Below are 21,464 nucleotides of genomic sequence, written 5' to 3' on the forward strand. Positions count from 1 at the left end.
CCTATTCATTCTTGGCTCGCCGGTCCGGCCCCGGCGAGTGATTGTCCGGTGATCATTTCGATCACTGAATCTGCATTTGTTTTGCTGCATTCGACATCGCCGGCAACAACGCCCTGGCGGATGACGACGATTCGGTCGGCGACCTGAAACGCCTGCTGCATGATGTGTGTAATGATGATGACCCCGATGCCCTGATTGGCAACGTGCCGGATCATCTCCAGCCCGCGACGGGTCTGTTCAACGCCAAGGGCTGCAAAGGGCTCATCAAGCAGAATGAGCTTGCCGCCCCAATGTACAAAGCGATTGAGCTCAATGGCCTGTCGCTGACCACCGGACAGATGCTCAACCTTTCCGCGCATCGAGGGAATGCGTGTGCCGGCATCGGACAGTGCCTTGCTGGTGACCTCCTCCATCGCCCGTTCGTCCAGAAAGGGAATGCCCGCAATCTTGCGGGTGATCTCGCGTCCCATGAAGAAGTTGCCGACCACGTCGATATTGGTGCACAAGGACAAGTCCTGATAGACAGTTTCGATGCCGGCGGCCTTGGCTTCGGAAGGCGTCTTTGCCTGGTACTCCTTGTTTTCGAAAAACATACGGCCGGATGTTGGCTGCTGACCACCTGAGATGATTTTGACCAAGGTCGATTTTCCGGCGCCATTATCTCCCAAAAGCGCGACGACTTCGCCTTTTCCAATCGAAAAACTGATGCCTTTGAGGGCTTCAATCGCACCGAAACTCATGCGGATATTATCCAGGGCGAGTAGCTCTTCGTTCATTTTTTGTTCCCTTTTTTTATGTTTCAAACATTTGGCCGTGACGCGGCGACATGACGCCGTAGACAGCGAGCGCAGCAGCGCCGCGCAGCGCGGAATGCTGGCAATCCCTGGCGGCGATAACGCGTGGACTCGTCCGGTTGGCGCGCGCCGAAACAGAGTTGTCGAGTCCAGTGGCAAGAGTCGTCAGTTGCTCGATAAGCGATTGCGGCGCCAAACCACCAAGCACGACGGTCTGCGGATCAAAGAGATTTTCGACGGTGCGAATTGCATGGCGAAACATCGGAGCAACCTCAGCGACCCAGGCAACCTCGGAAAGACCTCGCCTTCTGTAAGCATCAAGCGACAGATATCTTTCGAGGCAGCCGCGATTTCCGCAGGGGCATGGCTCACCGTCCGGGACGGCGGGTATATGGCCGATTTCGCCTGCATTGCCCCACGCTCCGGCCATCACCACGCCATCGTTCATCATGGCGCCACCAAGGCCGACACCGAAAAACATGTAGTAGTAATCCGAGAATTGCTGTCCTAGGCCGTAGAGCTGCTCCCCCAGGGCTGCCGCTGCCATATCGTTCTCGAAGAATACAGGCAGATCCGTCGCCTCAGCGAGGCGCTCGCCAATATCAACGTTCTTCCAGCCCGTCATGGTCGTTGAACCAACGAAACTCATGGATTCGACGTCGAACGGACCCGGCAATGCGAGCCCCGCGCCAAGCAGTCGGCCACACAGTGGGCTGCGCTTCAACTCGGCGACCATGTCACTGATTATGGCAAAAGCTTCATCGGGTTTGGGGTCTGAGGTGTCGCGCTGGCGGCTGATCACCACGTCGCCGCGCAGGTTCACCAGTGCGGCTTCAATGCTGAGTGGCGTCAGGTGAATTCCTACTGCGTGGCCGCCCTCTGGATTGATAGTCAGCTTAGAAGGCGGAATGCCGCGGCCCTTAGGTTCCTCACGTACTGAAAGTGTAAGGCCCTGTTCTTCGAGTTCACGAACAATCGTGGAGACAGTCTGGACTGTGAGTCCAACACGACGGGCTATCTCATTGCGCGTCGTGGGTCCGTGAAGACGAATCGATTCAAGCACAATCCGTCGATTAAATGGTTTCCCAGACTCTTGGTTCGCGCCGCGCAATGCCATTTCGTTTTCTCCTGACTGCGGCAGAATTGCATGAGTTATTTATTTCGTCAAATGGTTTTCATAAATAGATCCGTGACCGGACCTGTCGCAAAAATTATTCAAAGTAGAATCCAACTCCGTCCTCGCATTCCCAGCCGCCGAAAAACCAAGTCGTTCGACGCTCGTCCCGTCAGATTCGATTTTTGTTGGAAAACGGAGGCCATGCGTCAGCATCCTGCAAGACCAGGTGTACTCGTGTTTCTCTTTATCGTCGGCCTTGATTTCCAGGGGAAATGATTGCCGGGCATCGTAAACTTAACGGCAAGGCGGGCAGGCAGTGGCCCAGCCTATTTCGCCGCTCATGCGCGGGTGATTTTCGGCCACAGCTTCATCGCGGCTGAACGCAATTGGCGATAATGTTTGGAAGAAATGTCGTGGCGCGGGATGTGGAATAAGTTGGCGACTAGGTCGACGACCATCGCTGATAATCTCGATGCAGCAATGCAAGCGGCTCAGCTAAGTGTGTGTTTCGAATGCAGGGATGGACCGAAAGCGAAGCAAAAATAAGCTGGGCGTCGATTCCAGTTCCATCAAGACGATAAAAGAGCCGTTGTGGCCTTCACTGCGGCAGATATGCGTCCGCTCCGGTGGCGATGATTTCTTCTTCGCTGAGGTGCTTGTACCAGTGCGAGTAGAGCACGAAGCGATCGCGGGAAAGCCCGATGTCCTTTTTCAGGTGCCGATGAATAGCACTGAACGTCCGGTGCTCACATCCGCCCCAGACAAAGACCTTATCGAGCGTCTCAGGCCATTTTACTGAGCGTATTGCATCCACCAGCAACGTCGTCGTGCCGGCGTCAGCGCCCATGCGATGCAGCCAGACGATTGCCATGCCCGCAGGACAGTGAAGTGGTATCTCGTCTGTTTCCGTGTCCACCTCGATGAACACATGGCCGGTCGCGGTGACGGGCAGGTTTTCCAGGACCCGTGCAATGCCCGGCAAAGCGGTTTCATCCCCGACCAGGACGTAGAACGCCGCGGATTTGGGACCATTGGCGGCCGGACCGAGGATGCCGGCAAGATCGCCGGGCCGCGCGTCTATGGCCCAGCGAGTTGCCGGACCGGGCTCAGCGTGAAGGGCAAAGTCGATCGTGATTTCTTGAGCTGAGGCATCGATATGCCGGATCGTGTAGACGCGTGTCGGAACGGCTTTGTCATCGGGCCAGACGACATGGCCGCGATGGTCGAGCATCGGCCATCGCGGTTCGGTCATGCCGCGCGGTTGGAAGATGAGTCGACAGTGGAGCTGGTCTTCGCGATCATAACGCTCGAGGTTCTCCCCCCGGAACACGATGCGGCGGAAGCGGGGAGCAATGTCTTCGACGGATTTCACATGCAGGATGCGTAGATCCGCGGGTAGGGCCGGTTCGGCATGATCCCCTTGCCACTGGATTTCCAGCTTTTCACGGGCGGCGATGAAGCCGATTGGTCCGACGAGCGCATGCTTCAGCCGATTGAGACCGCCTGCGTCTGGGGCTTCGGCCGTGAGCCTGAAGCCGTTTCCGGTCGCTTCGAACGTGGCGGTGCCGAACGGTGAGCGGATATGATGAACACCATCGGCTTCTTCAACTGTCATGTCGTGGGTCGCGATCGACTCCACGATCGGCTCGACGTATTCGCTGATGTTTGCAAACTGCACCATGGCGCTTGCGCGATATTGCTTGTTGATGATCAGTGACATCCGGATGCCTCCTTGAACTCAGATCGAGGCCCATAACGGTCCTTGAATGGGGAATGCCGCGAACTCTCGATTGATGTGACCGAGGATGGCCGCAGGGTCGAGGTCGACACATTGTTCGGGGTGCAGCCATTTTGCGGCCTGGGCTACGAAGAGGATGTTGAGCGGAAGATTGGTGATCAGCCCGGTCCATATCCCGTAAACCCGCTTTGCGCGCACGCTGGCCAGATGATTGAAGGCAGGTCTGCCATCTACCAAGCGCTGCAAACCTTGCCGTCCGAGGGCGGGGTCGATGCCAGGTCCGATCGCGGGCCGGCTTCCCGATGCCCATCCACCGCCGGAGGCGATGTAGACGTCGTGTGGGGTGGACAGCAGATATTCGAGCGAGAGCTTTTCAAACCAGGGCGCGGTCACGCCTGGCAAGGGTTGTCCGCCGGCCAGCGCCAATAGATCGCCCCAGATCCGTCGCCCCGCTGCCCAGCAGCAGTCGTCAACGGTCGACTGGACCTCCAGATAGGTCGTGACGGGTTTCGTGCCTTCAAGGCGTCCTGTTATCCCTGCCAATTCTCGTTCATAAAAGGCAATGAATGCATTCGCCTTTGCCGATGCGCCGAGAAGTACACCCCACATGTTCAGTGAACGCCTTAGTTCAGTAACAGGATCGGCTGTTTGCGCGCCGGCAATGGTATTGCTCGATGCGTCACTGAGGACCACGGGAATGCTAAGTTGCTTCAGCCTTTCCACCAGTGGATCGGCGTCACCCTGGGGCGTCATGAAGGTGGTCGTGACAACGAGATCAGGTGCCAGGGCGATCAGCCCTTCCAGGGAAACTGTCTCGGGAGATTGCTTGCCGACGGTGCTGATCCCTTGGCCGTTGGTCAGGCGCTCCTGCAGCCACTCGCTGTCGATCCGATCGACAGCCGCCCAGCCGACGACGAGCGAGGCGGGGTCTGCATGCAGGAGGGACATTGTCAGGAGATCATGCGCCTCAAGAAGTATGATCCGTCTTGGCAGTGCGGGAAGTCGCACCTCGCGCCCAACCATGTCCGTCACTGTTAGTGGTTGCCCCTCCGCCGCCACGGGCCTGAACCCAGAGAGGATGCCGGCGGCGACGGAGGTGCAAAATCGACGTCTTGTGAAAGTCACCGCCGCCTCACCACTTGTATCTCAGGCCGGCCAGGACCACGCGGCCGTTGCCGTACTGGCAATAATATTCGGAACTGCAGGAGGAATAGTACTCCTTGTCGAGCAGATTGGTGACATTGAGCGTTGCCTGAAGCCCTTTCAGGCTTGGGTTCTTCGCGCCAAAATCGTAGCGCAGTGCTGCGTCCAGTAGCGTGTAGCCCTCCGCCTTCACCGTATTTGCGTCATTGCTGTAGCTGGAGCCGACAAAGCGTGCGCCCCCGCCAATGCTCAAACCTTCCAGCGCGCCGGTGTCGATGGTGTAATTTGCCCAGAGCGAACCGTAGTAGCGCGGCACGGCCTGTGGACGGTTGCCAATGATCGACGCGATGCCGGATTTGGAAACTTCCGTGTCGAGCAGGGATGCGGCCGCAATCAGTTCAAGATTGCTGGTCACATTTCCTCTGGCTTCGAATTCCACGCCGCGCGAATGGATCTCACCCTGCTGTTCGTTGAATCCGGTTGAAGCATTGTAATAAACGACGTTCTGTTGGCGGATGTCGAAGGCGGATAGGGTAAAGATGGCATCCAGCCCTGTTGGCTGATATTTGATACCCACCTCGTATTGTTGCGCTTCCGTCGGTCTCAACGGATTGCCGTCCGCTCCCAGACTGGTCGTCGGCTCAAATGAGGTAGAGTAGCTGACATAGGGCGCTATGCCGTTATCGAATAGATAAAGCAGGCCCGCTCGATAGCTCGTCGCGCTGTCGGATCGCGCGGTCGACGTGCCGGTGAGGCGATTGTCCGTATCCTGGTTTGCCCAGTCGTGCCGGACGCCGAAGACACCTCGCAGGTTGCCGATGTCTATCTGGTCCTGAACGTAGATCCCCGTCTGGCGAAGTGTCTGATCGCTGTCGATTGCGGTCATGAACGGGCCGACCGGCTGACCATAAACAGGATTGGTGACATCAAGCGATGTTGCGCCGCCCAGCATATATTCCCAACTGCTGCTGGAACGCTGGATGTCCAAGCCTGCAAGCAGCGTGTGACCGACGGCGCCCGTGTCGAAGTTGAACTCGGCCTGATTATCTAACGAAAAACCATTCGCATCTTCAATGGAATGCACAGCCCAGCGAGGGATAAGACCGCTCGCCGACATCGGGCCGTTCATCTGGAGCGATTGCATGTCAGTTTCAACGCCGGAATAGCGGAAGTTCGAGCGTACAGTCACCTGTTCATTGAAACTGTGCTCGAACCTGTAGCCAACGCCGTATTGGGTGCGCTCGAAAGCGTCATAGTTTGGATCACCAACATTGAGATCGCGTCCCAAGAAACCCGCATAGCCTGCAGGCGCCAGAAACTTCGGATACAGCGAATTAAAATAGCCACCTTCCGGATCCCGTTGATAATAGCCGGAGATCACCAGCGACGTGTCTGCGTCCGGCTGCCACTTCAGCGAGGGCATCACGCCGAGGCGCTGCTCGTTGACATCGTCATAGCGCGTGCCCGAGGACCGGCCGATGATCCCAAGCCCGTACTGCAAAGTCCCATCCGAGGTGACAGGTCCGGTGGAGTAAAATCCGCTCTGAACCCGCCCGTCCGATCCCGCCTCAAGCCGCACTTCGTTCAATTGGACGTCGGACGGCTCGCGGCTAACCTGATTGACGAGGCCGCCGGGGCTGATCTGGCCATAGAGAAGGGCAGAGGGCCCTTTCAGGACGTCCACATGATCCAGGAAAAATGGATCGATGGACGGCGTGGCAAAAGCCTGCCCTCGCTGCACCTTCAGGCCATCGAGATAGCTGACATAACTCGTAGCGGTGCCGAATGCGCCGAAGCCACGGAGAAAGACCGAATCATAGCGCGAATTCGAATCCCGATCGGAGAGAACGCCTGCGGTATATCGCAGCGCCTCGCTGACCGTTTGCGGGTTCTGGTCGTCGATCTGCTTGCGCGTGATGGTCGTTATGGATTGCGGTGTCTCTGCCACGGGCGTGACGGTCTTGGTGGCCGATCGTGCCGATTTGACGACAACGCTGCCGGACGTGTCGTCAATGGTGGCGTTGCCATACACGCGGATAGGCGCCAGTTGTGTGCTTTCGTCTTGTGCCCAGGCTTGGTTGACAACGAGGAGAAAGGTCGATGCCGTCAGTATCTGTTTTAGGGAAATGCTGTGCTTCACGAAACGCCCCCATGGTCGTAGCTTGCAGGATCTGGTAGGCTAATAAATCAAACGGGACCGTCCTGTCCAGATAAGATGATTACTATTGTCAACTTTTTTGTTGGCAAGTCCGGCGACCAACTCCAAAGAGGTGGCCGGGAAAACGGCAAGGGAGAAACAATGGCATTGCGGAAATCGGAGATGCTCGTGAGATCAGGCCGACCCTCGAAGGAAATGCAGAATGCGGCGGCCGAAAGGATCATAGGGGCAGCGACGTTGCTGTTCGCCAGCCGAGGTTTTGCTGGCACCTCGATGGAACAGGTCGCGTCGCAATGCGGGGCGGGAAAGGATACGGTCTACAGACGCTTTCCCTCGAAGGTTGCTTTGTTCGAGGCAGTTGTTGAGCACGCGCACAAGCGCGCGGTGGCACGACTTGACGATTTGCCAGCCATGGAAGGAGATGCACTAGAGCGCCTGCAGTCTCTTTCGCGCGAACTCCTGCACATCAACATGGAGCCCGATCTGGTCGCTTTGAAGCGCATCACGTTCAGCGAAGCCGTCGTGTTCGAAAAGAATGCGCCGATCCCGCCCCAACCAGATCCGATCATGGGCCGATTGGTCCAAGCAGTCAGCGAGGCGCAAAATGCCGGAATGATTGCCGATGGCGAAGCAGACACGATCGCCAGCCATTTGATCCACTGTCTGGTCGCGCTGCCCACGTCATCGGCAATGATGGGTAGCGCCGACTTCGACACCAGGGAGGCTGTGGATGCGCACTTCGACCGGGCGTGGGATTGGCTCCTCAGGGGAGTAACGCCCCAGACCGAATCTTAGGCTGGCTCTCCGCTGTGGACTGCGCCTTTATCCGGTCGGTAGCAGGGACTTGGACGACTGACCTGAGACGCCGAAGCATTCGTTCAAGCCTGGTTCGCCGGGAATGCTCCTCGCGCCTGCAAAGGCGACCGACCTGCAAAACAATGATGGAGCCGAGCAATTTAACGAAGGCTACTGCGTTCGGCAGGCTCCGGAGACTGAAGAGGTCACCATCGCCGTTCTGCCTCTGGCGTCGAGCGAGAGTATCTTCTCGGAAGTCGAAGCGCTCATGGTGGATGGCGGATTCCTAGCTGTTTGAAATCGTCGGGTGAGGTGTCGTTTCTGTCGCCTTTCCCGGCTTGGTATCCTACGGCGGACGATCCGCTGACGCCCCCCAACAGCTATTCTGTGCTGGCTAAGTGTTCGCTCCACCTAGCTGGTTTCAAAGCGATCAAGTCAGGGTCCTAACGGCTCGCAGGTTCGAGTCCCTTAAAGGCGAAACGACGATGTCGGCTCGGACGTAGGCTGAGCCAAGCATCCAAGCCGAGCATGCCATTCGAGCCTACGTAGCCTCCCAAACCTGATTGAGGATTTTTGCAGCCAGAGCTGCCTTGTCCTGTGGCAAGAAGCGACCGTAGTGTTGCAGAAGGACATCGGCGCGCGAAAGGGCTTGGGCTACCATGAGTATGTCTTCTTCCCATTTTGTGTGGAAGCCACGTCGTTGTTCCATGGCCGGTGGAGTGCCGAGCCATCGGATGATTGCATCCAGGCCTGGCCGGAGCAGCTTTTTCAGTTCCGCCGTGAACTCGGCTTCGAGCCCACAGGCCTTACCAATCGCCGTCCAGTCGATATGGCCGTTCAGGAGCGGTGGCGATTTCCGGTAGATGATCAAGCTGCCCAAGTGAGGCCGGATACTCTACAGCATCCTCTGGGATGCGATTGGTGCAATACGTAGCTCGCAGAATTCAGATATATTTCGCTGGAAATGACGTGATGAAATGTCGTTTTTGATCATGCTTATTCCGTTTCTCTTGGCGCCAATGCCGAGGGCGAGCGGGAATATGAGGCGAGCTTTAACAAAATATGTTCAGGGTAGGTCGATGACTTTTGTGATCGCTGCTGCTTGGATTGAGAGTTACAGATGTGGCTTTGAGTGATAGATAGGCTTGCAATAGCTCATCTATGACAATAATGATGAGTTATAGAAAGGCTGGCTATAGCTCATGAAATGGAACTGGCAGAATGCCGACTGGCCAAATTTCAGGTACGACGCTGCAAGTCTAGTACCATTGGAGCAAAAATTCCTTCAGTCCGCCGGCGAGGTCATTGGTGCCGTTCGGCATTTCAACGAGGATGACAGCAACCAACTTCGCATTGAGTTGCTAAGCGACGAAGCGGTTAAGACCTCAGAGATCGAGGGTGAGTTTCTGGACCGCGTAAGTGTCCAGTCATCACTCCGCCGGCAGTTCGGGCTCAACGCCGATGATAGACAGGTTCGTCCCCAAGAGCGGGGGATCGCCGAGATGATGGCGGATGTCTATCGAAACTGGGAGGTGCCGCTGCAGCATGAGGGATTGTTCCACTGGCACTCAATGTTGATGGCCGGAAATCGATACATTGAAACGATTGGTGCTTACCGCAAACATGAAGACGCCATGCAGATCGTGTCGGGTCGATTGGATAAGCCCACAATCCATTTCGAGGCTCCTCCGTCTCGTCAGGCTGCCATTGAGATGGAGACCTTCATCACCTGGTTCAATCAATCCAGGCCAAGTGGACAGGCGCCACTTCCGGCTTTGACGCGTGCAGCGGTAGGCCATCTTTACTTTGAAAGCATCCATCCGTTCGAAGATGGCAACGGTCGAATTGGGCGCGCGCTCGCCGAAAAATCCCTGGCACAAAACATTGGGCAACCAAGCCTCATTTCCCTCGCCTTTACGATCGAGAAGAGCCGGAAGTCCTACTATTCCGAGCTTGAGCGGCACCAACGCACGCTCGATATCACCGATTGGGTTATTTTCTTTTCAGAGACGATCCTGGATGCTCAACGCGCAACGCTTGAGCGCATAGATTTCTTCATTCAGAAAGCAAAATTCTACGACCGTTTTAGAGACCGCCTGAACGAGCGGCAGGAAAAGGTGGTCGCGCGCATCTTCAAGGAAGGCACAGCGGGCTTTAGGGGCGGCCTAAGTGCAGAAAACTACATCTCGATCACAAACACATCACGCGCTACTGCGACACGCGACCTTCAGCAGCTCGTGGAGATTGGTGTCCTCATGCGTACGGGTGAACGTCGGCATACCCGTTACTCGCTGTCGTTGCAGAAATAAATTCGCTGCCAAAGCAATGAATTTCACTAACGTCATTATTTAGGTGAACGGCTGTTCGATTCCTCTCAACTGTATTCGCAATTTCAGGAAATAATTCACCTCAGACACTCATTGGCACAAGGCTTAGCTTCGCTCGGTTTAGCTTAGCGGTAGCAGTTCGGGCACAGAAAGGTCGCCCGTATTTCGCAGCAGGTATTTGGACGCAAAGGCAGGACCGCGACTGCGGACACGAAGCTGGGAGCCTGCCCGGTTCGCTGTGAGACAGTAGGTCATTGACCGTTGGGAGAAAATTTCCCTCCAGCGTCATAACGGAACAGACCCGCTACCAATGCAAGCCCCACGAATCCAGTGATGGCAACCGACATACCCTGTTCCGCCATCAGTAGTCCAAACACCGGTGCGCCACACGTTTGCCCCACTGCAATCGTCAGGAAGCCGATCATCAGGCCGGTCGCCGGCCTATGAGGCAGCAGTCCAACACCCCAGACCAAATATACCCCGGTCAGCATCACATAGGCCGTGCCGAACATTGCTCCACCCGCCAGTGCAAGCGCGAGCATGTTCGTGCCCGACCCCACAGCAAGGATGGCCGCTGACATCAGACCTAGAAACGTCAGGTGGACACGATTTACCCCGAAACGACGCACCAATGAGCCTGCACAGGCCCCGACGGTCCCACCCGCTCCGAGGCAAGCCCAAAGCCAGCCGGTGCTGGATGCATCCCAGTCCAGCTGCTCGGACACGATCTTGCCGCCGAAAGACCATACAGCCGTGCTGGCCGCGCCCATCAGGAACGACGCCGCAATCAACTGGAGAAGCGGTTTGTTTAGTGTGAGAGACCCATTCGCTCCCTGGCGCCGCCGCGCCGTGGGGAGCCAACGTGCCGAAGCCAGGGTCAGGAGGAAGGCAATCGCCGCAAATAGACCGAATGCTATTCGCCATTGCCCCACCATCGCCAGTGCCACTAGACCAGACAGTGTAACACCCGCGCTGGTGCCCGCGTTTATGACGGTGTTGGTCAGGTCCTGGCAATCTTTTCGGACAACAGCCTCGACCGCCGCTGCCATGGGCGGAGAGGCAAGGCCGGTACTCGACCCTGCCACCAGCACGGCGACGGCCAGAAGCAGTGGCGTTGGCGCCAGCGCGATGCCTGCCATACCAACGGCAGCAACTGCGGCGGCTGCGGTTGCCACGGCGCGGGCCCCCAATCTCTCCGATAAGACGGCCGAAGCTACGATCGCGATGCAATAGCCTGTGAAGGATCCACCCGAAATCACGCCGCTGATTGTTGACCCCAGCTCCAACTCGGCATCGATCTGCGGGAGAAACAGCCCAAAGGCGAAGCGGGCGAAACCATAGCAGACCGCGATCATGACAAACCCCAGGGCGCCGATGCGAAGGTCGGAACTCATGACCGTGCACCTTCAAGCAACGTTGCTGCGGCTGCGCGAGCAGCCGAGACAGCCTTCCGCCCGCGGTATACCGCTGCGTGGGTTGCGCCTTCAAACAGCACAAGCACCTGCTCGGCCAGATCTGCGTCCTCCCGGCCAAGATCGACGGCAACGATTGCGACGATGCGCTGCGTGAAGCCCGCCTTGTGCGCAGCTACGGCCTCGGCTATCTCGGGCGTATCGCCCCCGGTCTCGGCACGGGCGCGCAGAAACAGGCAGCCGCGTGTGCCTTCGACGCGCACCCAGTCTTCAAGTGCCGCGAACAGTGTATCCACGCTACCAACCTCTAGTCGCTCCATGAAGCGCCGGTTCCGTTCGTCGAGGACGCTCGCCATCAGCTGCGCCTTACTGCCTGCGTGCTTGTATAGCGTGCGGCTAGACATGTCCGCAGCTTGCGTCAGGCGATCTACCCCGGTTGCCGAATAGCCGTGCCGGTCGAACAGTTGTTCGGCGGCAGAAATCATTTTCATTTTGAGTTCCATGGTGCAGCCTCCGTCAGTGCCGATCTCAATTATGTAAAGTGATCGTTTTACAGTTCAATCCCGAAAAGAAGACTGCGTGTCATGGCCGATCGACAAACACGCCAGGTTTTGGCGTAACGGCGTGGAGATAGCTGCGTGGCACAGAATGGCTCAAGGTGCAGTGTTGGTAACCAGTGAGGCGTCCAGATGCCAAAGCAAGATTGTCATCTTCGACGACATGATCTTGAATGCCCAATCAGGGCTTCATCAGCGTTCGACCATCTGGGAAACCCATTTGGAGAATCTGCGTCAAGGAGCCAGCCGTCATGCAAAGCCAGCGTTCCGTCTTCTGCAACCCAGCTTACCGGTGATGCCCACTAGCGCCACCAGCGTTTCGGTAGCACCTCTTAGGCAGACAACGCGCTTGCTTGTGTTGTCTGCCGGGATCGCCCGGCAGTCCATCCGGTTACTTGTCAATTCTGCAAAAGTCTTTTGTTCGTTGGCAACCTGCACGCCACACGGAGTTGCTCGATGTCCCCTTATCTTGGCCGCTGCTCAGGCGCCGCGACGTGCTGATCACAGCCTCGGCAATTGGCGCAGGTCTGGCCTCTCCCAGACTGACCTTTCCCACTATGGCCGCAGATCCGGCAGCATCTTTCATTACTGATATTCCTCAAGGAGACAACATCATGGGTTATGTCACCACCAATGGCGGCGTTGAGATTTTCTACAAGGACTGGGGTCCAAAGGATGCCCAACCTGTCGTTTTCCACCACGGTTGGCCGCTGAGTTCCGACGACTGGGATGCGCAGATGCTCTTCTTCCTGTCGAAGGGCTATCGCGTCGTTGCCCACGATCGCAGGGGCCACGGTCGGTCGGAGCAAGTCCATAGTGTGTTGAATTCCACTGAGAAGTCACCCGGCACAGCCAGATTTTCAAAATGGTATCCTGCGCCGTAACGCGCCGGTTATGCCACCATGATCGATCCAGCGCTGCACCTCGATATGCGCCTTGGCTTCAAGCTGAAGGTTTCTCTTCTGCGGATCGGCGCTATCATCATTCTTGAGCGCTCGCTCGATATCGACCGGATGGGTATCGTGACCTTCGATCAGGTTGCTGTAATAGCAATTCATCGAACGCACGAGATCAGAAAGCGCCTTGGCGATTTCGGCAGGAAGGCTGCGCTTTAATCCGGCGGAGGCCGCGGTCAGCTCCATCGCCAGATCGAGAAGCGGCCCTGTATGTTTGCTGCCCTCGGCAATCGTCATCGGCTCCATCAATCCGATAGATTCACCGCGATCTCCTGCCGCTTTTATGTCTGCTTCAATGTCCGGTTTATGTGCCGCTTAAAAGCTTGTTTCTCAAGGGAGCAGACCAACCTCGGAAAATCGCACAATCGGCATACCCACGTAATCCGCGACCAAGAGCCGAAGGCAAATTTGCGCTCCCTTTCCTGATCGGGTGAATTATTAAAAACAATAAAGAAACGGGAATGGATGGTGCATTCTCTGAAGTTCAACGCGGTATCTGGCAGTGCGGTGCAAAAGCGCGCCCAACAGGACTTCGATGATCTCCTGCCCTAAAGCGGCCGACTGGCGACTATCCAGAAGGCGGGGAGCAACAGGTATCGCGTATCGTCTCACGCGAGGCCAGCCTTCCGCAATGAAGGGGCGGCGTATTATCTCCTAAAATGGTTCCAAAGAGATACTTATGGCGAAATTGCACGCATTTATTGCTTTTCATAATCACAAAAATCTATAATCTCCATTTCAGAAATTATAGAAAAGGGGAACAGCATGAACATAACGCGATTGCAATTCCAGTGGGCGAAGCCAGCCGCAGCTGGCCTGCTGTTAGCATTGACGGCAGGGTTATCGACGCAAGCCAGTGCGTCGACACTGATGGTCCGCATGAACGCAGACATCCGTGGTTTCGACGGCTTCAACCGCGATGCAAACACAGACACAATCACACATCATATCTTCGAGACGCTGGTCGCCTTTCGCGGTGATCTTGCCATCGGCCCGGCGCTCGCCAAAAGCTGGTCTGTATCCGACGATGGCATGACATATACCTTCGCACTCCGTGATGGTGCTACTTTCCATGATGGAAAGCCGGTGACATCTGCTGACGTGCTGTGGAACTGGAAATGGCGCAACGACCCGGCGAATGAATGGGTCTGTGCCTCAGAATTCGACGGTAGCAAGGGACTGAAGGTCGAAAGCGTGGACACACCCGACGAAGGAACCGTTGTCTTCACTCTCAACAAGCCAAATGCGCTCTTCTTGATGCAATTGGCCAACATCCAGTGCAACGCCTGGATTGCGAGCCCGAAGAATGTCGATGCGCACGGCAAGTGGATCGAAGGAAGCGCCATCGGATCCGGTTCATTCAAGCTTGGCGCGTGGACCAAGGCCCAGTCTATCACCCTCGACCGCTATGAAGGCTACAGGCCGTCTGGCGAGCCCGCTTCCGGGTTCGCTGGAGACCGCACGGCAAAAGTAGACACCGTCAAATTCCAGATCATTCCCGATACCGCCGCGGCGGAGGCAGCGCTTTACGCTGGTGAAATCGATATTCTCCCAGGTTTCGAGGCCTCGCATCTGGAGGAGGCAAAGTCACGCGGGATTACCATCGCTTCGACGCCCGGTCTCTCCTGGACACCATTGCTCGTTCAGACGCTTGATCCTTTGATGAGCAACGTGAAATTCCGCAAGGCAATCGCCCATGCAATCGACTACGACCAGATTGCCGAGGTCCGCAACATGGGGCTTGCCGGACATAATTCTTCCGCCGTTGCCCAGGCGTCCGCGTTCTATGACGAGGACTTCAGCGAATGGCCGGCATACGATCTGGCAAAGGCAAAGGCTCTATTGGTTGAAGCCGGCTATAAGGGCGAGCCTGTCAAGATCCAGACCAATACCAAATATCAGGGCATGTATGACAACGCGGTCATGGTGCAGGCCATGCTCCAGGGTGCCGGCATTAATGCCCAACTCGACGTGCTCGACTGGGCAGCCCAACTCGATAACTACAATGCGGGCAAATTCCAGATTCAATCCTTCGGTTATTCTGCCCGCCTCGATCCCTCGCAGATGTATGGCCGGCTGATCGGAGACAAGAGCAAGTCACCGAGCCGTCAGTGGCAGAATGCCGAGGCCGAGGCGCTTTACAGGACGTCGACCGAGACCACCGATTTCGAAACCCGCAAAGGCATCTTCAAACAACTGCACAAACTGATGGTCACCGACCTGCCAATCCTCGGTCTCTACTACGAACCGGTGATTGATGCGCTAGGCCCCAAGGTGACGGATTATCACGTCTGGGCAGCTGATAAGACAGTCCTTTTTGGTGTAGGCAAGACGCAATAGGAAAGCGGTCTTCGAACACTGTGTCCAATTCACAATGACGCCGTCCGGAATGCGCATTCCGGGCGGCTGTCGTCTGACCGAGTGAATTGTCGTGAGACGCGGCGCCTGACGTGCATTTTTCAAGCGTGGATAGTCATGGAGAATGTCGGCTTAGGTGTTCGGGGCAGGGCGCCGTCAGACGCATCCTTTTAAAGGCTCGTCGGAGCTTAAGCGGCCTCCAACCGCATCGATGCGCGAAGCAGCCTGATCGTATAGGGGTGCTTTGGATGATCGAAAAGATCGTTGCGGGTCGAGAGCTCGACGATTCTGCCTGCTTCCATGACGGCAACACGGTCTGCCACCTGTTCAACGGCGGCCAGGTCATGGGAGACAAAAAGGCATGCAAAACCGTATTGGTCCTGCAGCCTGCGGATCAACAGCAGGATCTGTTTCTGTACCGTCATGTCGAGGGCCGAGACGGGTTCGTCGGCCACAACGAAACGGGGCTTGGCGATGATGGCGCGGGCAATTGCGACGCGCTGACGCTGACCACCTGACAATTGGTGCGGAAAGCGGTCCATCAACACCGGGTCCAATCCGACCTCGCCGCAAACCTGGCGGGCACGTTCATTTCTCTCAGTCCTGCTCATCTGTGAAACACGACGCAATGGTTCGGCGAGGATAACCGAAACCCGCTGGCGTGGATCGAGCGAGGAATACGGATCCTGGAAAATCATCTGCATGTCCCGCCGTGCGGCACAGGAGGCCGCCGTTCCAAGGCCGGAGATCTCCTGGCCATCGAAGCGAACGCTGCCTGTCTCTGGTTGCTCCAGCCCTATGATGGCACGGCCAAGCGTTGTCTTGCCGGAGCCTGAGGCGCCAACCAGCGCCAGCGTCTCACCGGCTTCGATATCGAGACCGACCTCATGCACCACACGCCGGACAGGCGCCTTGCCAAACAGGCCAGCCTTGCCGGCATAACCGATCGACAGATCGCGGATAGACAAGATTGCGTCCTGGGTATCTTGCGTCACGTTCCGCGCGGGCTGTCGCTTCGGCAATGCGTCCACGAGCTTTTTCGTATAGGGGTGAGCGGGCGTTTTCAGCACCGCTTTGGACGGTCCGCGCTCGACGGCTTCGCCATCTTTCATAACCACGACATCGTCTACATAGTGAGATACCATTCCGAGATCGTGGCTGATGAGCAATACCGAGGTTCCCGTCTCGCGGGCAAGGTCAGCCATCAAGTCCAGTACGTCCCGGCTCACCAGCGTGTCGAGTGCCGTCGTTGGTTCGTCAGCGATCAGCAATTGAGGCTTTAGCAGCATGACGGAGGCGATCATGACGCGCTGGCGCATGCCGCCCGAAAATTCATGGGGCCATGCGTTCAGGCAGCGATCCGGATCGGTGATCTTCACCCGTTTCAGCATGGCAAGGCTTGCCTGCCTGATCTCGGCGTCGGAAAGACCGGTATGCAGCTTCATGCCTTCGGCCAGTTGTGTGCCAATCCGCATCGATGGGTTGAGCGAGACCATGGGCTCCTGGAAGATCATGCCGATTTTACCACCGCGGATAGCGTGCAGCGTTTCTTGGTCAGCTCGTGTGAGGTCATGACCGTCGAGCATGATACGGCTTTGTGGACTGGCTTCGAGTCCTGGTGCAAGAAGTCCGAGGATGGAGCGCGCCGCCATGGTTTTTCCGGAACCGGATTCTCCGACCAGCGCCGTCATTTTTCCCGGCAGTACAGAGAAGGACAGGTCCTTCACCACCGTTATATTGGTGCGTGGTGCATAGACGGTGAGGTCCTCGACGATCAATCCTTGCGCCATCGGTCAGCCTTTCATTTTGGGATCGAGCCAGTCTCTAAGCGCGTCGCCAAGCAGGTTGACGCCAAGCAGGGTGATCGAGATGCAAAGTCCCGGAAAGATAATGAGATGCGGAGCATTGCTGACATGGGGGCGGGCGGTCGAAAGCATGTTGCCCCAACTGGGTGCTGGCGGGGGAACGCCAAGCCCAAGAAATGAGAGTGCGCTTTCCGACAGGATGATCCAGCCGAACATCGTGGTCGCCAGAACGATTACGGGTGCAAGGCAATTGGGAAGTACGTGTCGGACCATGGTATAAAGTTCGCCATTTCCGCTCACGCGCGACGCTTCCACGAATTCCCGCTCACGGATGGACATCACAGTGCCGCGAACCAGACGCACGACGACCGGCATGTAAGCGAGGCCGAGGGCGAATATGATGCCGCTGCGGCTTGCCCCGAACACCGCCATGAAGCCGAGTGCCAGCAGCAGTCCAGGAAAAGCCAGGAGGGCGTCATTGAAGATCATGACGATGCGGTCAGTGATGCCACGCAGGAAGCCTGCCAGGACACCGAAGACAAGGCCGAGCGTGATGGCCAAACTCGTGGTGGACAGCGCGATGATCACAGAGGTTCGTGCACCGAATAAGAGCCGGGTGGCAACGTCGCGGCCGAATTCGTCGGCACCGAGCAAATGGGCAGTGCTTGGTCCCGCCATCCGTTCGCGCAGGTCGAGCGCGATCGGGTCATAGGACGTGAGCCATGGTGCTCCGATGGCACAGACCAGCAGAAGCGAGACGATTACCGCTCCGATCAAAAGGTTGGGTGCGGGGCGTCTCATGCGGCGGTCCTTGGGTCGAGAAGCGGATAGACCAGATCAACCAGCAGGTTCACCGCGACATAAAGGAAGGTGATGAACAGCATGCAACCTTGAACCAACGGGTAATCTCTGCCGTAGATCGCATCGATCATCAGTCGACCGAGGCCAGGAATGGTAAATACGGTTTCGATGACGGCGATATTGGCGAGCAAACTGCCAAGCACCAGGCCGATCAATGTCCAGGTTGGTGCAAAGGCATTTCGAAAGGCATGCCGCCACATCACCGAGCGCTCCGAAAGGCCTTTGGCGCGGGCATGGGTGATGTATTCAAGGCGCGCGACCTCTATGGCCGAGGCACGCATCATGCGCGTGATAGGCCCGAATTCGACGAGAACGACCGTCACCACAGGCAGGATCAATGCCGTCAGAGCACCGGCGACATCTTGCTCAAAAGGCACGTAGCCGACGATGGGAAGCCAGCCCAGCGTCAGGCCGAATAGCAAGAGCAACATCAATCCCATCCAGAAGGAGGGAATGGACAGCAAGATTGTGGATGAAGTGACGATCGCCAGATCCCAAATGCTGTTTTGCCTCCAGGCAGCGATCATGCCGGCAGGTACCGCAATCAAGGTGGTGAGGATGATTGCGGCAAAGACGATAGTTGCAGACGTCGAAAACCGCTCGATGATCAGCGGCAAAACCGCATCGCCAAGGACGATCGACCGACCAAAGTCCCCTTTCAATATGCCGCCAAGCCAATGCAGAAATTGCACCCAAAGGGGCTGGTCCAGTCCCATGCTCCGGCGCATCGCCTCAAGCTGCTCGGGATCGGCGAGATCGCCGAGCATAAGACTTGCCGGATCGCCTGGAACCATCCGCATGAGCGCAAATATGGTGATAGCGACGATCAGGAGCGTCGGGATGGCGCTCAAGAGACGCAGAATGATGAAGCGGGCCATGCCGAACCTCTTCCTGTCAGCTCGCGAGCACAGCTCCGGACTGATCCATGGTCAATTCATACCGGGCGAAGTCCCGGTTGATGGCGGGCAGTGGTGCTATCTCCATTAAGCCTGCGGCGGGTTCCATGACGATCATGGCAACTGTCGCTGACAGGTTACCAGTGTCCTTGCGAAACGGCGGGCGGCAGACAGAGAAGGGGCTGGCGAAATCATCGAATAAACTCTGTTTCAGATCGTCCATGGTGATATGTCCGACATTCGATAGAAGGTGGCGGCGCACCCTAGCGTCACGGTAAAGGCTGTCGGGGACGTCGGCGAGACCCGTTTCCTTCAGCTTGGACAGGGCAGCCATATGGAGCCAGTGATTGGCATGGACAATCAGGCCATCCCTGTCGGGATAGATCGAAAAGGCCTCATCTGGGGCGCATTCGAGATTGACGGCAAAACCCTCTGCCGTGGACAGCATCATATTATTGGATCCTGATTTCGCCGTGCTCGCCACAATCCTGATCGCTTCAGAAAAATGCGCAGCTTCCAGAGCACGGCGTCGGATAAAGGGAAGTGGAATACCGAGAGAGCGATAATCGCGCTCACATTCCAGATAATTCGCCGTCAGGCCAATTCCCGCCGCGTTCATGCCGCTGCGGGCAAGGCCACCGGCTTCGGTGAAGGTGAGGAAATCAGGCCCATCATCGCGCAATACTTTGAGGACGACGGACGTTTCCGCGCATTCCGCGCGCCAGTCCCAATTCTGCCCGTGTATCAGGCGGCCATTGGCGGTGAAGTCGGGCATGACAACTGCACCCGTACAGCCGTCAGGTTCCTCGTCTCTTGCAGGATTGTCTGCTTTCCCAGATTTGCGTTCGCCCAGCTGAAGCACTTCGGTCCGAGCATTAACGAGCACAATTTCTGCAAGCGAAACCCCTGCACCCTCAGCTATGCCCTCCATTTCGTCCAGCAGGTGAGGTGCCCAGTCGCGAACGCGCGGCGCGAAGTCGATCGCCATGTCCAGAATCTCGGGCTTTGCCAGACCGCGCTTCGACAGGGAGCCAACATAGAGTTCTATCGAGCCTTGAATGCGGTCGCGTGCCAGTTCACCGTAGGAGCGCCCGCGTTCGACCGGAGGCCCGGAGACTTCGATGAGTGGAAAAGGTGTAACTGACGACATTTCAAAAGTCCTGTTAACGATGAAGAGACATTATGTGCATTTTGTGGATATGAAAAGCATAAAAATGCATTTCTGTCACCTGTTCGCAATTTGTCCCGGGCTGTATAGTGATCCGTCGGCAAGGAGTTGGGAATGAACAGGAAAGACCAGGATGATATCGAGGCCGAAGAAGTTGATCTGCGGGTAGCGGACAGTTCTACGCCGCTGCAGATCGACCTGATGCGTCAAATCATCGAGCTCATCCGAGACAACGGCTGGTCCGTGGGGACGCGTATTTCTGTGCCGGACCTAGCGCGACGCTTCGGCGTTTCGCGCTCGCCGGTGACTGTCGCACTCAACCTGCTAAAGGAGCGTGGTGTGGTCGACTCGATGCCGACGCCGCAAAGGGGTATGCGGGTCATCGCCGACGTCAGCGCGCTCGACATCGGACAAATTGCCCCTGACTCCCCGCATGAGGAGCTTTACCGCCGCATTATGAGCGAGCGGGCGCGAGGGGAATTGCCGCAGGATGTTTCCGAAGCTGAACTCATGCCCCGTTATGGAATTTCGCGCGGCGTGGTGCGCAAAATACTGATGCGCTTCGCCGCCGAGGGTCTCGCCCAGCGCCAGCCCGGGCATGGGTGGCGTTTTACAGACTCACTTGATAATTCCGATATGCTCAACGAAAGTTACGAATTCCGGATCGCTGTCGAATGTGCAGGATTGAGATCTCCCGGTTTCCGTGTCGATCTGGCTCAGATGAGCGCCATCCGCAGGATGCATGAGCGCATTCTGGCGGATACAAATGCTCCCACCGCCGAAGACTGGTTCAAGGTGAACGCGTCATTCCACGAAGGGCTCTCGGCGATGTCCCGCAACCGTTTTTTCCATGAGGCGGTGCGCCAGCAGAACAATCTCAGGCGTATGCAGGAGGCAGCGAGTTTCGCGGACCTCACGACCGAGCGAATTGCGCAGTCCTGCAAGGAGCATCTGGCCGTTCTGGATGCCATAGAGGGCGGAATGATTGAGTGGGCCGAAGCATTACTGCGCCAGCACCTGCGCAAGGCTGCCGATTATTGAGTATTGCGTCTCGCGGTCCGTAGCCCCATGGGCATAAATGGGATGCATAACTGGGGGAAATGGATGTCAGTTGGTTCGCGATGCGCTGAAAATGTCGTGATGACAGGTCGTGTTTGGTCATGCTTATTCCTTTTCCTTCGGCACTAGTGCCGACGGCGAGCGGAAATAGGGGGCGCCCATTAACAAAATATGTTTAGGGCAAGAGGTTAGCTGCCGATCGCTGCCTCTTGAAAGGAGTGCTGCCGATTGTGGTGCTGAGCGATAGACTGGCTTGCAATAGCTCATCTCTGTCCGACATCAGCGCCTTTGAGACCAAACTGGTTTAATTGAAGAAGAGA

The 21,464-nt window shown here is 56.9% G+C and carries 17 protein-coding genes and 3 pseudogenes; 6 read left to right on the forward strand and 14 right to left on the reverse strand.

Annotated features, from left to right (window positions below; all coding sequences use genetic code 11):
• Nucleotides 1–5: 5 nt before the first annotated feature.
• The 6 genes and pseudogenes from ACQQ2Q_RS18220 to ACQQ2Q_RS18245 form a co-directional block, all read right to left on the reverse strand.
• Nucleotides 6–776, reverse strand: coding sequence for an ATP-binding cassette domain-containing protein (locus ACQQ2Q_RS18220; protein WP_428188553.1), 771 nt, complete (start codon nt 774–776; stop codon nt 6–8).
• 16 nt (nt 777–792) lie between these two features.
• Nucleotides 793–1,911, reverse strand: a complete 1,119-nt coding sequence (locus tag ACQQ2Q_RS18225) for an ROK family transcriptional regulator (protein ID WP_428188554.1) — start codon at nt 1,909–1,911, stop codon at nt 793–795.
• 338 nt (nt 1,912–2,249) lie between these two features.
• Nucleotides 2,250–2,360, reverse strand: a pseudogene (locus ACQQ2Q_RS18230) (IS6 family transposase); the annotation flags it as partial.
• Nucleotides 2,361–2,509: 149 nt separating this feature from the next.
• Nucleotides 2,510–3,631 (reverse strand): DUF2218 domain-containing protein, encoded by a 1,122-nt coding sequence (locus ACQQ2Q_RS18235; protein ID WP_428188555.1) that lies wholly within the window; start codon nt 3,629–3,631, stop codon nt 2,510–2,512.
• An 18-nt stretch (nt 3,632–3,649) separates the two neighbouring features.
• Nucleotides 3,650–4,672 carry an ABC transporter substrate-binding protein gene (locus ACQQ2Q_RS18240; protein WP_428188692.1) on the reverse strand — a complete coding sequence of 341 codons (1,023 nt, stop codon included), beginning with the start codon at nt 4,670–4,672 and terminating at the stop codon, nt 3,650–3,652.
• Nucleotides 4,673–4,781: 109 nt separating this feature from the next.
• Entirely contained in the window at nt 4,782–6,932 is a 2,151-nt protein-coding gene (locus ACQQ2Q_RS18245; protein WP_428188556.1) for a TonB-dependent siderophore receptor, read from the reverse strand.
• A 75-nt stretch (nt 6,933–7,007) separates the two neighbouring features.
• On the opposite strand from ACQQ2Q_RS18245, the gene ACQQ2Q_RS18250 reads away from it, so the two are divergent.
• Together ACQQ2Q_RS18250 and ACQQ2Q_RS18255 are read left to right on the forward strand one after the other, a co-directional pair.
• A complete protein-coding gene (locus tag ACQQ2Q_RS18250) occupies nt 7,008–7,745 on the forward strand; it encodes a TetR/AcrR family transcriptional regulator (RefSeq protein ID WP_428188557.1) in 738 nt (245 codons plus the stop codon).
• A 103-nt stretch (nt 7,746–7,848) separates the two neighbouring features.
• Nucleotides 7,849–8,043: a hypothetical protein gene (locus ACQQ2Q_RS18255; protein WP_428188558.1), complete on the forward strand. Its 195-nt coding sequence runs from the start codon at nt 7,849–7,851 to the stop codon at nt 8,041–8,043.
• A gap of 396 nt (nt 8,044–8,439) precedes the next feature.
• Here the strand turns inward: ACQQ2Q_RS18255 and ACQQ2Q_RS18260 are convergent.
• Nucleotides 8,440–8,637 (reverse strand): annotated as a pseudogene (locus ACQQ2Q_RS18260) (hypothetical protein); the annotation flags it as partial.
• Between the two features lie 310 nt (nt 8,638–8,947).
• Here ACQQ2Q_RS18260 and ACQQ2Q_RS18265 point away from each other — a divergent pair.
• Complete coding sequence (locus tag ACQQ2Q_RS18265; protein ID WP_428188559.1) at nt 8,948–10,054, forward strand: Fic family protein; 1,107 nt, start codon at nt 8,948–8,950, stop codon at nt 10,052–10,054.
• A 269-nt stretch (nt 10,055–10,323) separates the two neighbouring features.
• Here ACQQ2Q_RS18265 and ACQQ2Q_RS18270 read toward each other — a convergent pair whose 3' ends face one another.
• Both ACQQ2Q_RS18270 and ACQQ2Q_RS18275 read right to left on the reverse strand, forming a co-directional pair.
• Complete coding sequence (locus ACQQ2Q_RS18270; RefSeq protein ID WP_428188560.1) at nt 10,324–11,466, reverse strand: MFS transporter; 1,143 nt, start codon at nt 11,464–11,466, stop codon at nt 10,324–10,326.
• Nucleotides 11,463–11,975 (reverse strand): TetR/AcrR family transcriptional regulator, encoded by a 513-nt coding sequence (locus ACQQ2Q_RS18275; RefSeq protein ID WP_428188561.1) that lies wholly within the window; start codon nt 11,973–11,975, stop codon nt 11,463–11,465. Before ACQQ2Q_RS18275 ends, ACQQ2Q_RS18270 begins: the two co-directional genes overlap by 4 nt.
• 623 nt (nt 11,976–12,598) lie before the next feature.
• Between ACQQ2Q_RS18275 and ACQQ2Q_RS18280 the strand changes: the two are divergent.
• Nucleotides 12,599–12,853, forward strand: a pseudogene (locus ACQQ2Q_RS18280) (alpha/beta fold hydrolase); the annotation flags it as partial.
• Nucleotides 12,854–12,901: 48 nt separating this feature from the next.
• On the opposite strand, the gene ACQQ2Q_RS18285 reads toward ACQQ2Q_RS18280, so the two are convergent.
• Nucleotides 12,902–13,234, reverse strand: coding sequence for a hypothetical protein (locus ACQQ2Q_RS18285; RefSeq protein ID WP_428188562.1), 333 nt, complete (start codon nt 13,232–13,234; stop codon nt 12,902–12,904).
• 528 nt (nt 13,235–13,762) lie between these two features.
• On the opposite strand from ACQQ2Q_RS18285, the gene ACQQ2Q_RS18290 reads away from it, so the two are divergent.
• On the forward strand, nt 13,763–15,337 hold the full coding sequence (locus ACQQ2Q_RS18290) for an ABC transporter substrate-binding protein (RefSeq protein ID WP_428188563.1): 1,575 nt from the start codon (nt 13,763–13,765) through the stop codon (nt 15,335–15,337).
• A 206-nt stretch (nt 15,338–15,543) separates the two neighbouring features.
• Here ACQQ2Q_RS18290 and ACQQ2Q_RS18295 read toward each other — a convergent pair whose 3' ends face one another.
• From ACQQ2Q_RS18295 to ACQQ2Q_RS18310, 4 genes are read right to left on the reverse strand one after another with little or no spacing between them, the layout of a single operon-like run.
• Nucleotides 15,544–17,145, reverse strand: a complete 1,602-nt coding sequence (locus tag ACQQ2Q_RS18295; RefSeq protein WP_428188564.1) for a dipeptide ABC transporter ATP-binding protein — start codon at nt 17,143–17,145, stop codon at nt 15,544–15,546.
• Nucleotides 17,146–17,148: 3 nt separating this feature from the next.
• The gene (locus ACQQ2Q_RS18300; RefSeq protein WP_428188565.1) at nt 17,149–17,961 is read right to left on the reverse strand and encodes an ABC transporter permease; all 813 of its coding nucleotides are present in this window, start codon (nt 17,959–17,961) and stop codon (nt 17,149–17,151) included.
• On the reverse strand, nt 17,958–18,899 hold the full coding sequence (locus ACQQ2Q_RS18305; protein WP_428188566.1) for an ABC transporter permease: 942 nt from the start codon (nt 18,897–18,899) through the stop codon (nt 17,958–17,960). The genes ACQQ2Q_RS18300 and ACQQ2Q_RS18305 overlap by 4 nt, the downstream gene beginning before the upstream one ends.
• A gap of 16 nt (nt 18,900–18,915) precedes the next feature.
• On the reverse strand, nt 18,916–20,067 hold the full coding sequence (locus ACQQ2Q_RS18310; RefSeq protein WP_428188567.1) for a C45 family autoproteolytic acyltransferase/hydolase: 1,152 nt from the start codon (nt 20,065–20,067) through the stop codon (nt 18,916–18,918).
• Nucleotides 20,068–20,199: 132 nt separating this feature from the next.
• Here ACQQ2Q_RS18310 and ACQQ2Q_RS18315 point away from each other — a divergent pair, with 132 nt between their 5' ends.
• Nucleotides 20,200–21,126, forward strand: coding sequence for an FCD domain-containing protein (locus tag ACQQ2Q_RS18315; protein WP_428188568.1), 927 nt, complete (start codon nt 20,200–20,202; stop codon nt 21,124–21,126).
• Nucleotides 21,127–21,464: the final 338 nt, after the last annotated feature.

This window comes from Agrobacterium sp. ES01, from assembly GCF_050320885.1.
Taxonomy (GTDB): Bacteria; Pseudomonadota; Alphaproteobacteria; order Rhizobiales; family Rhizobiaceae; genus Allorhizobium.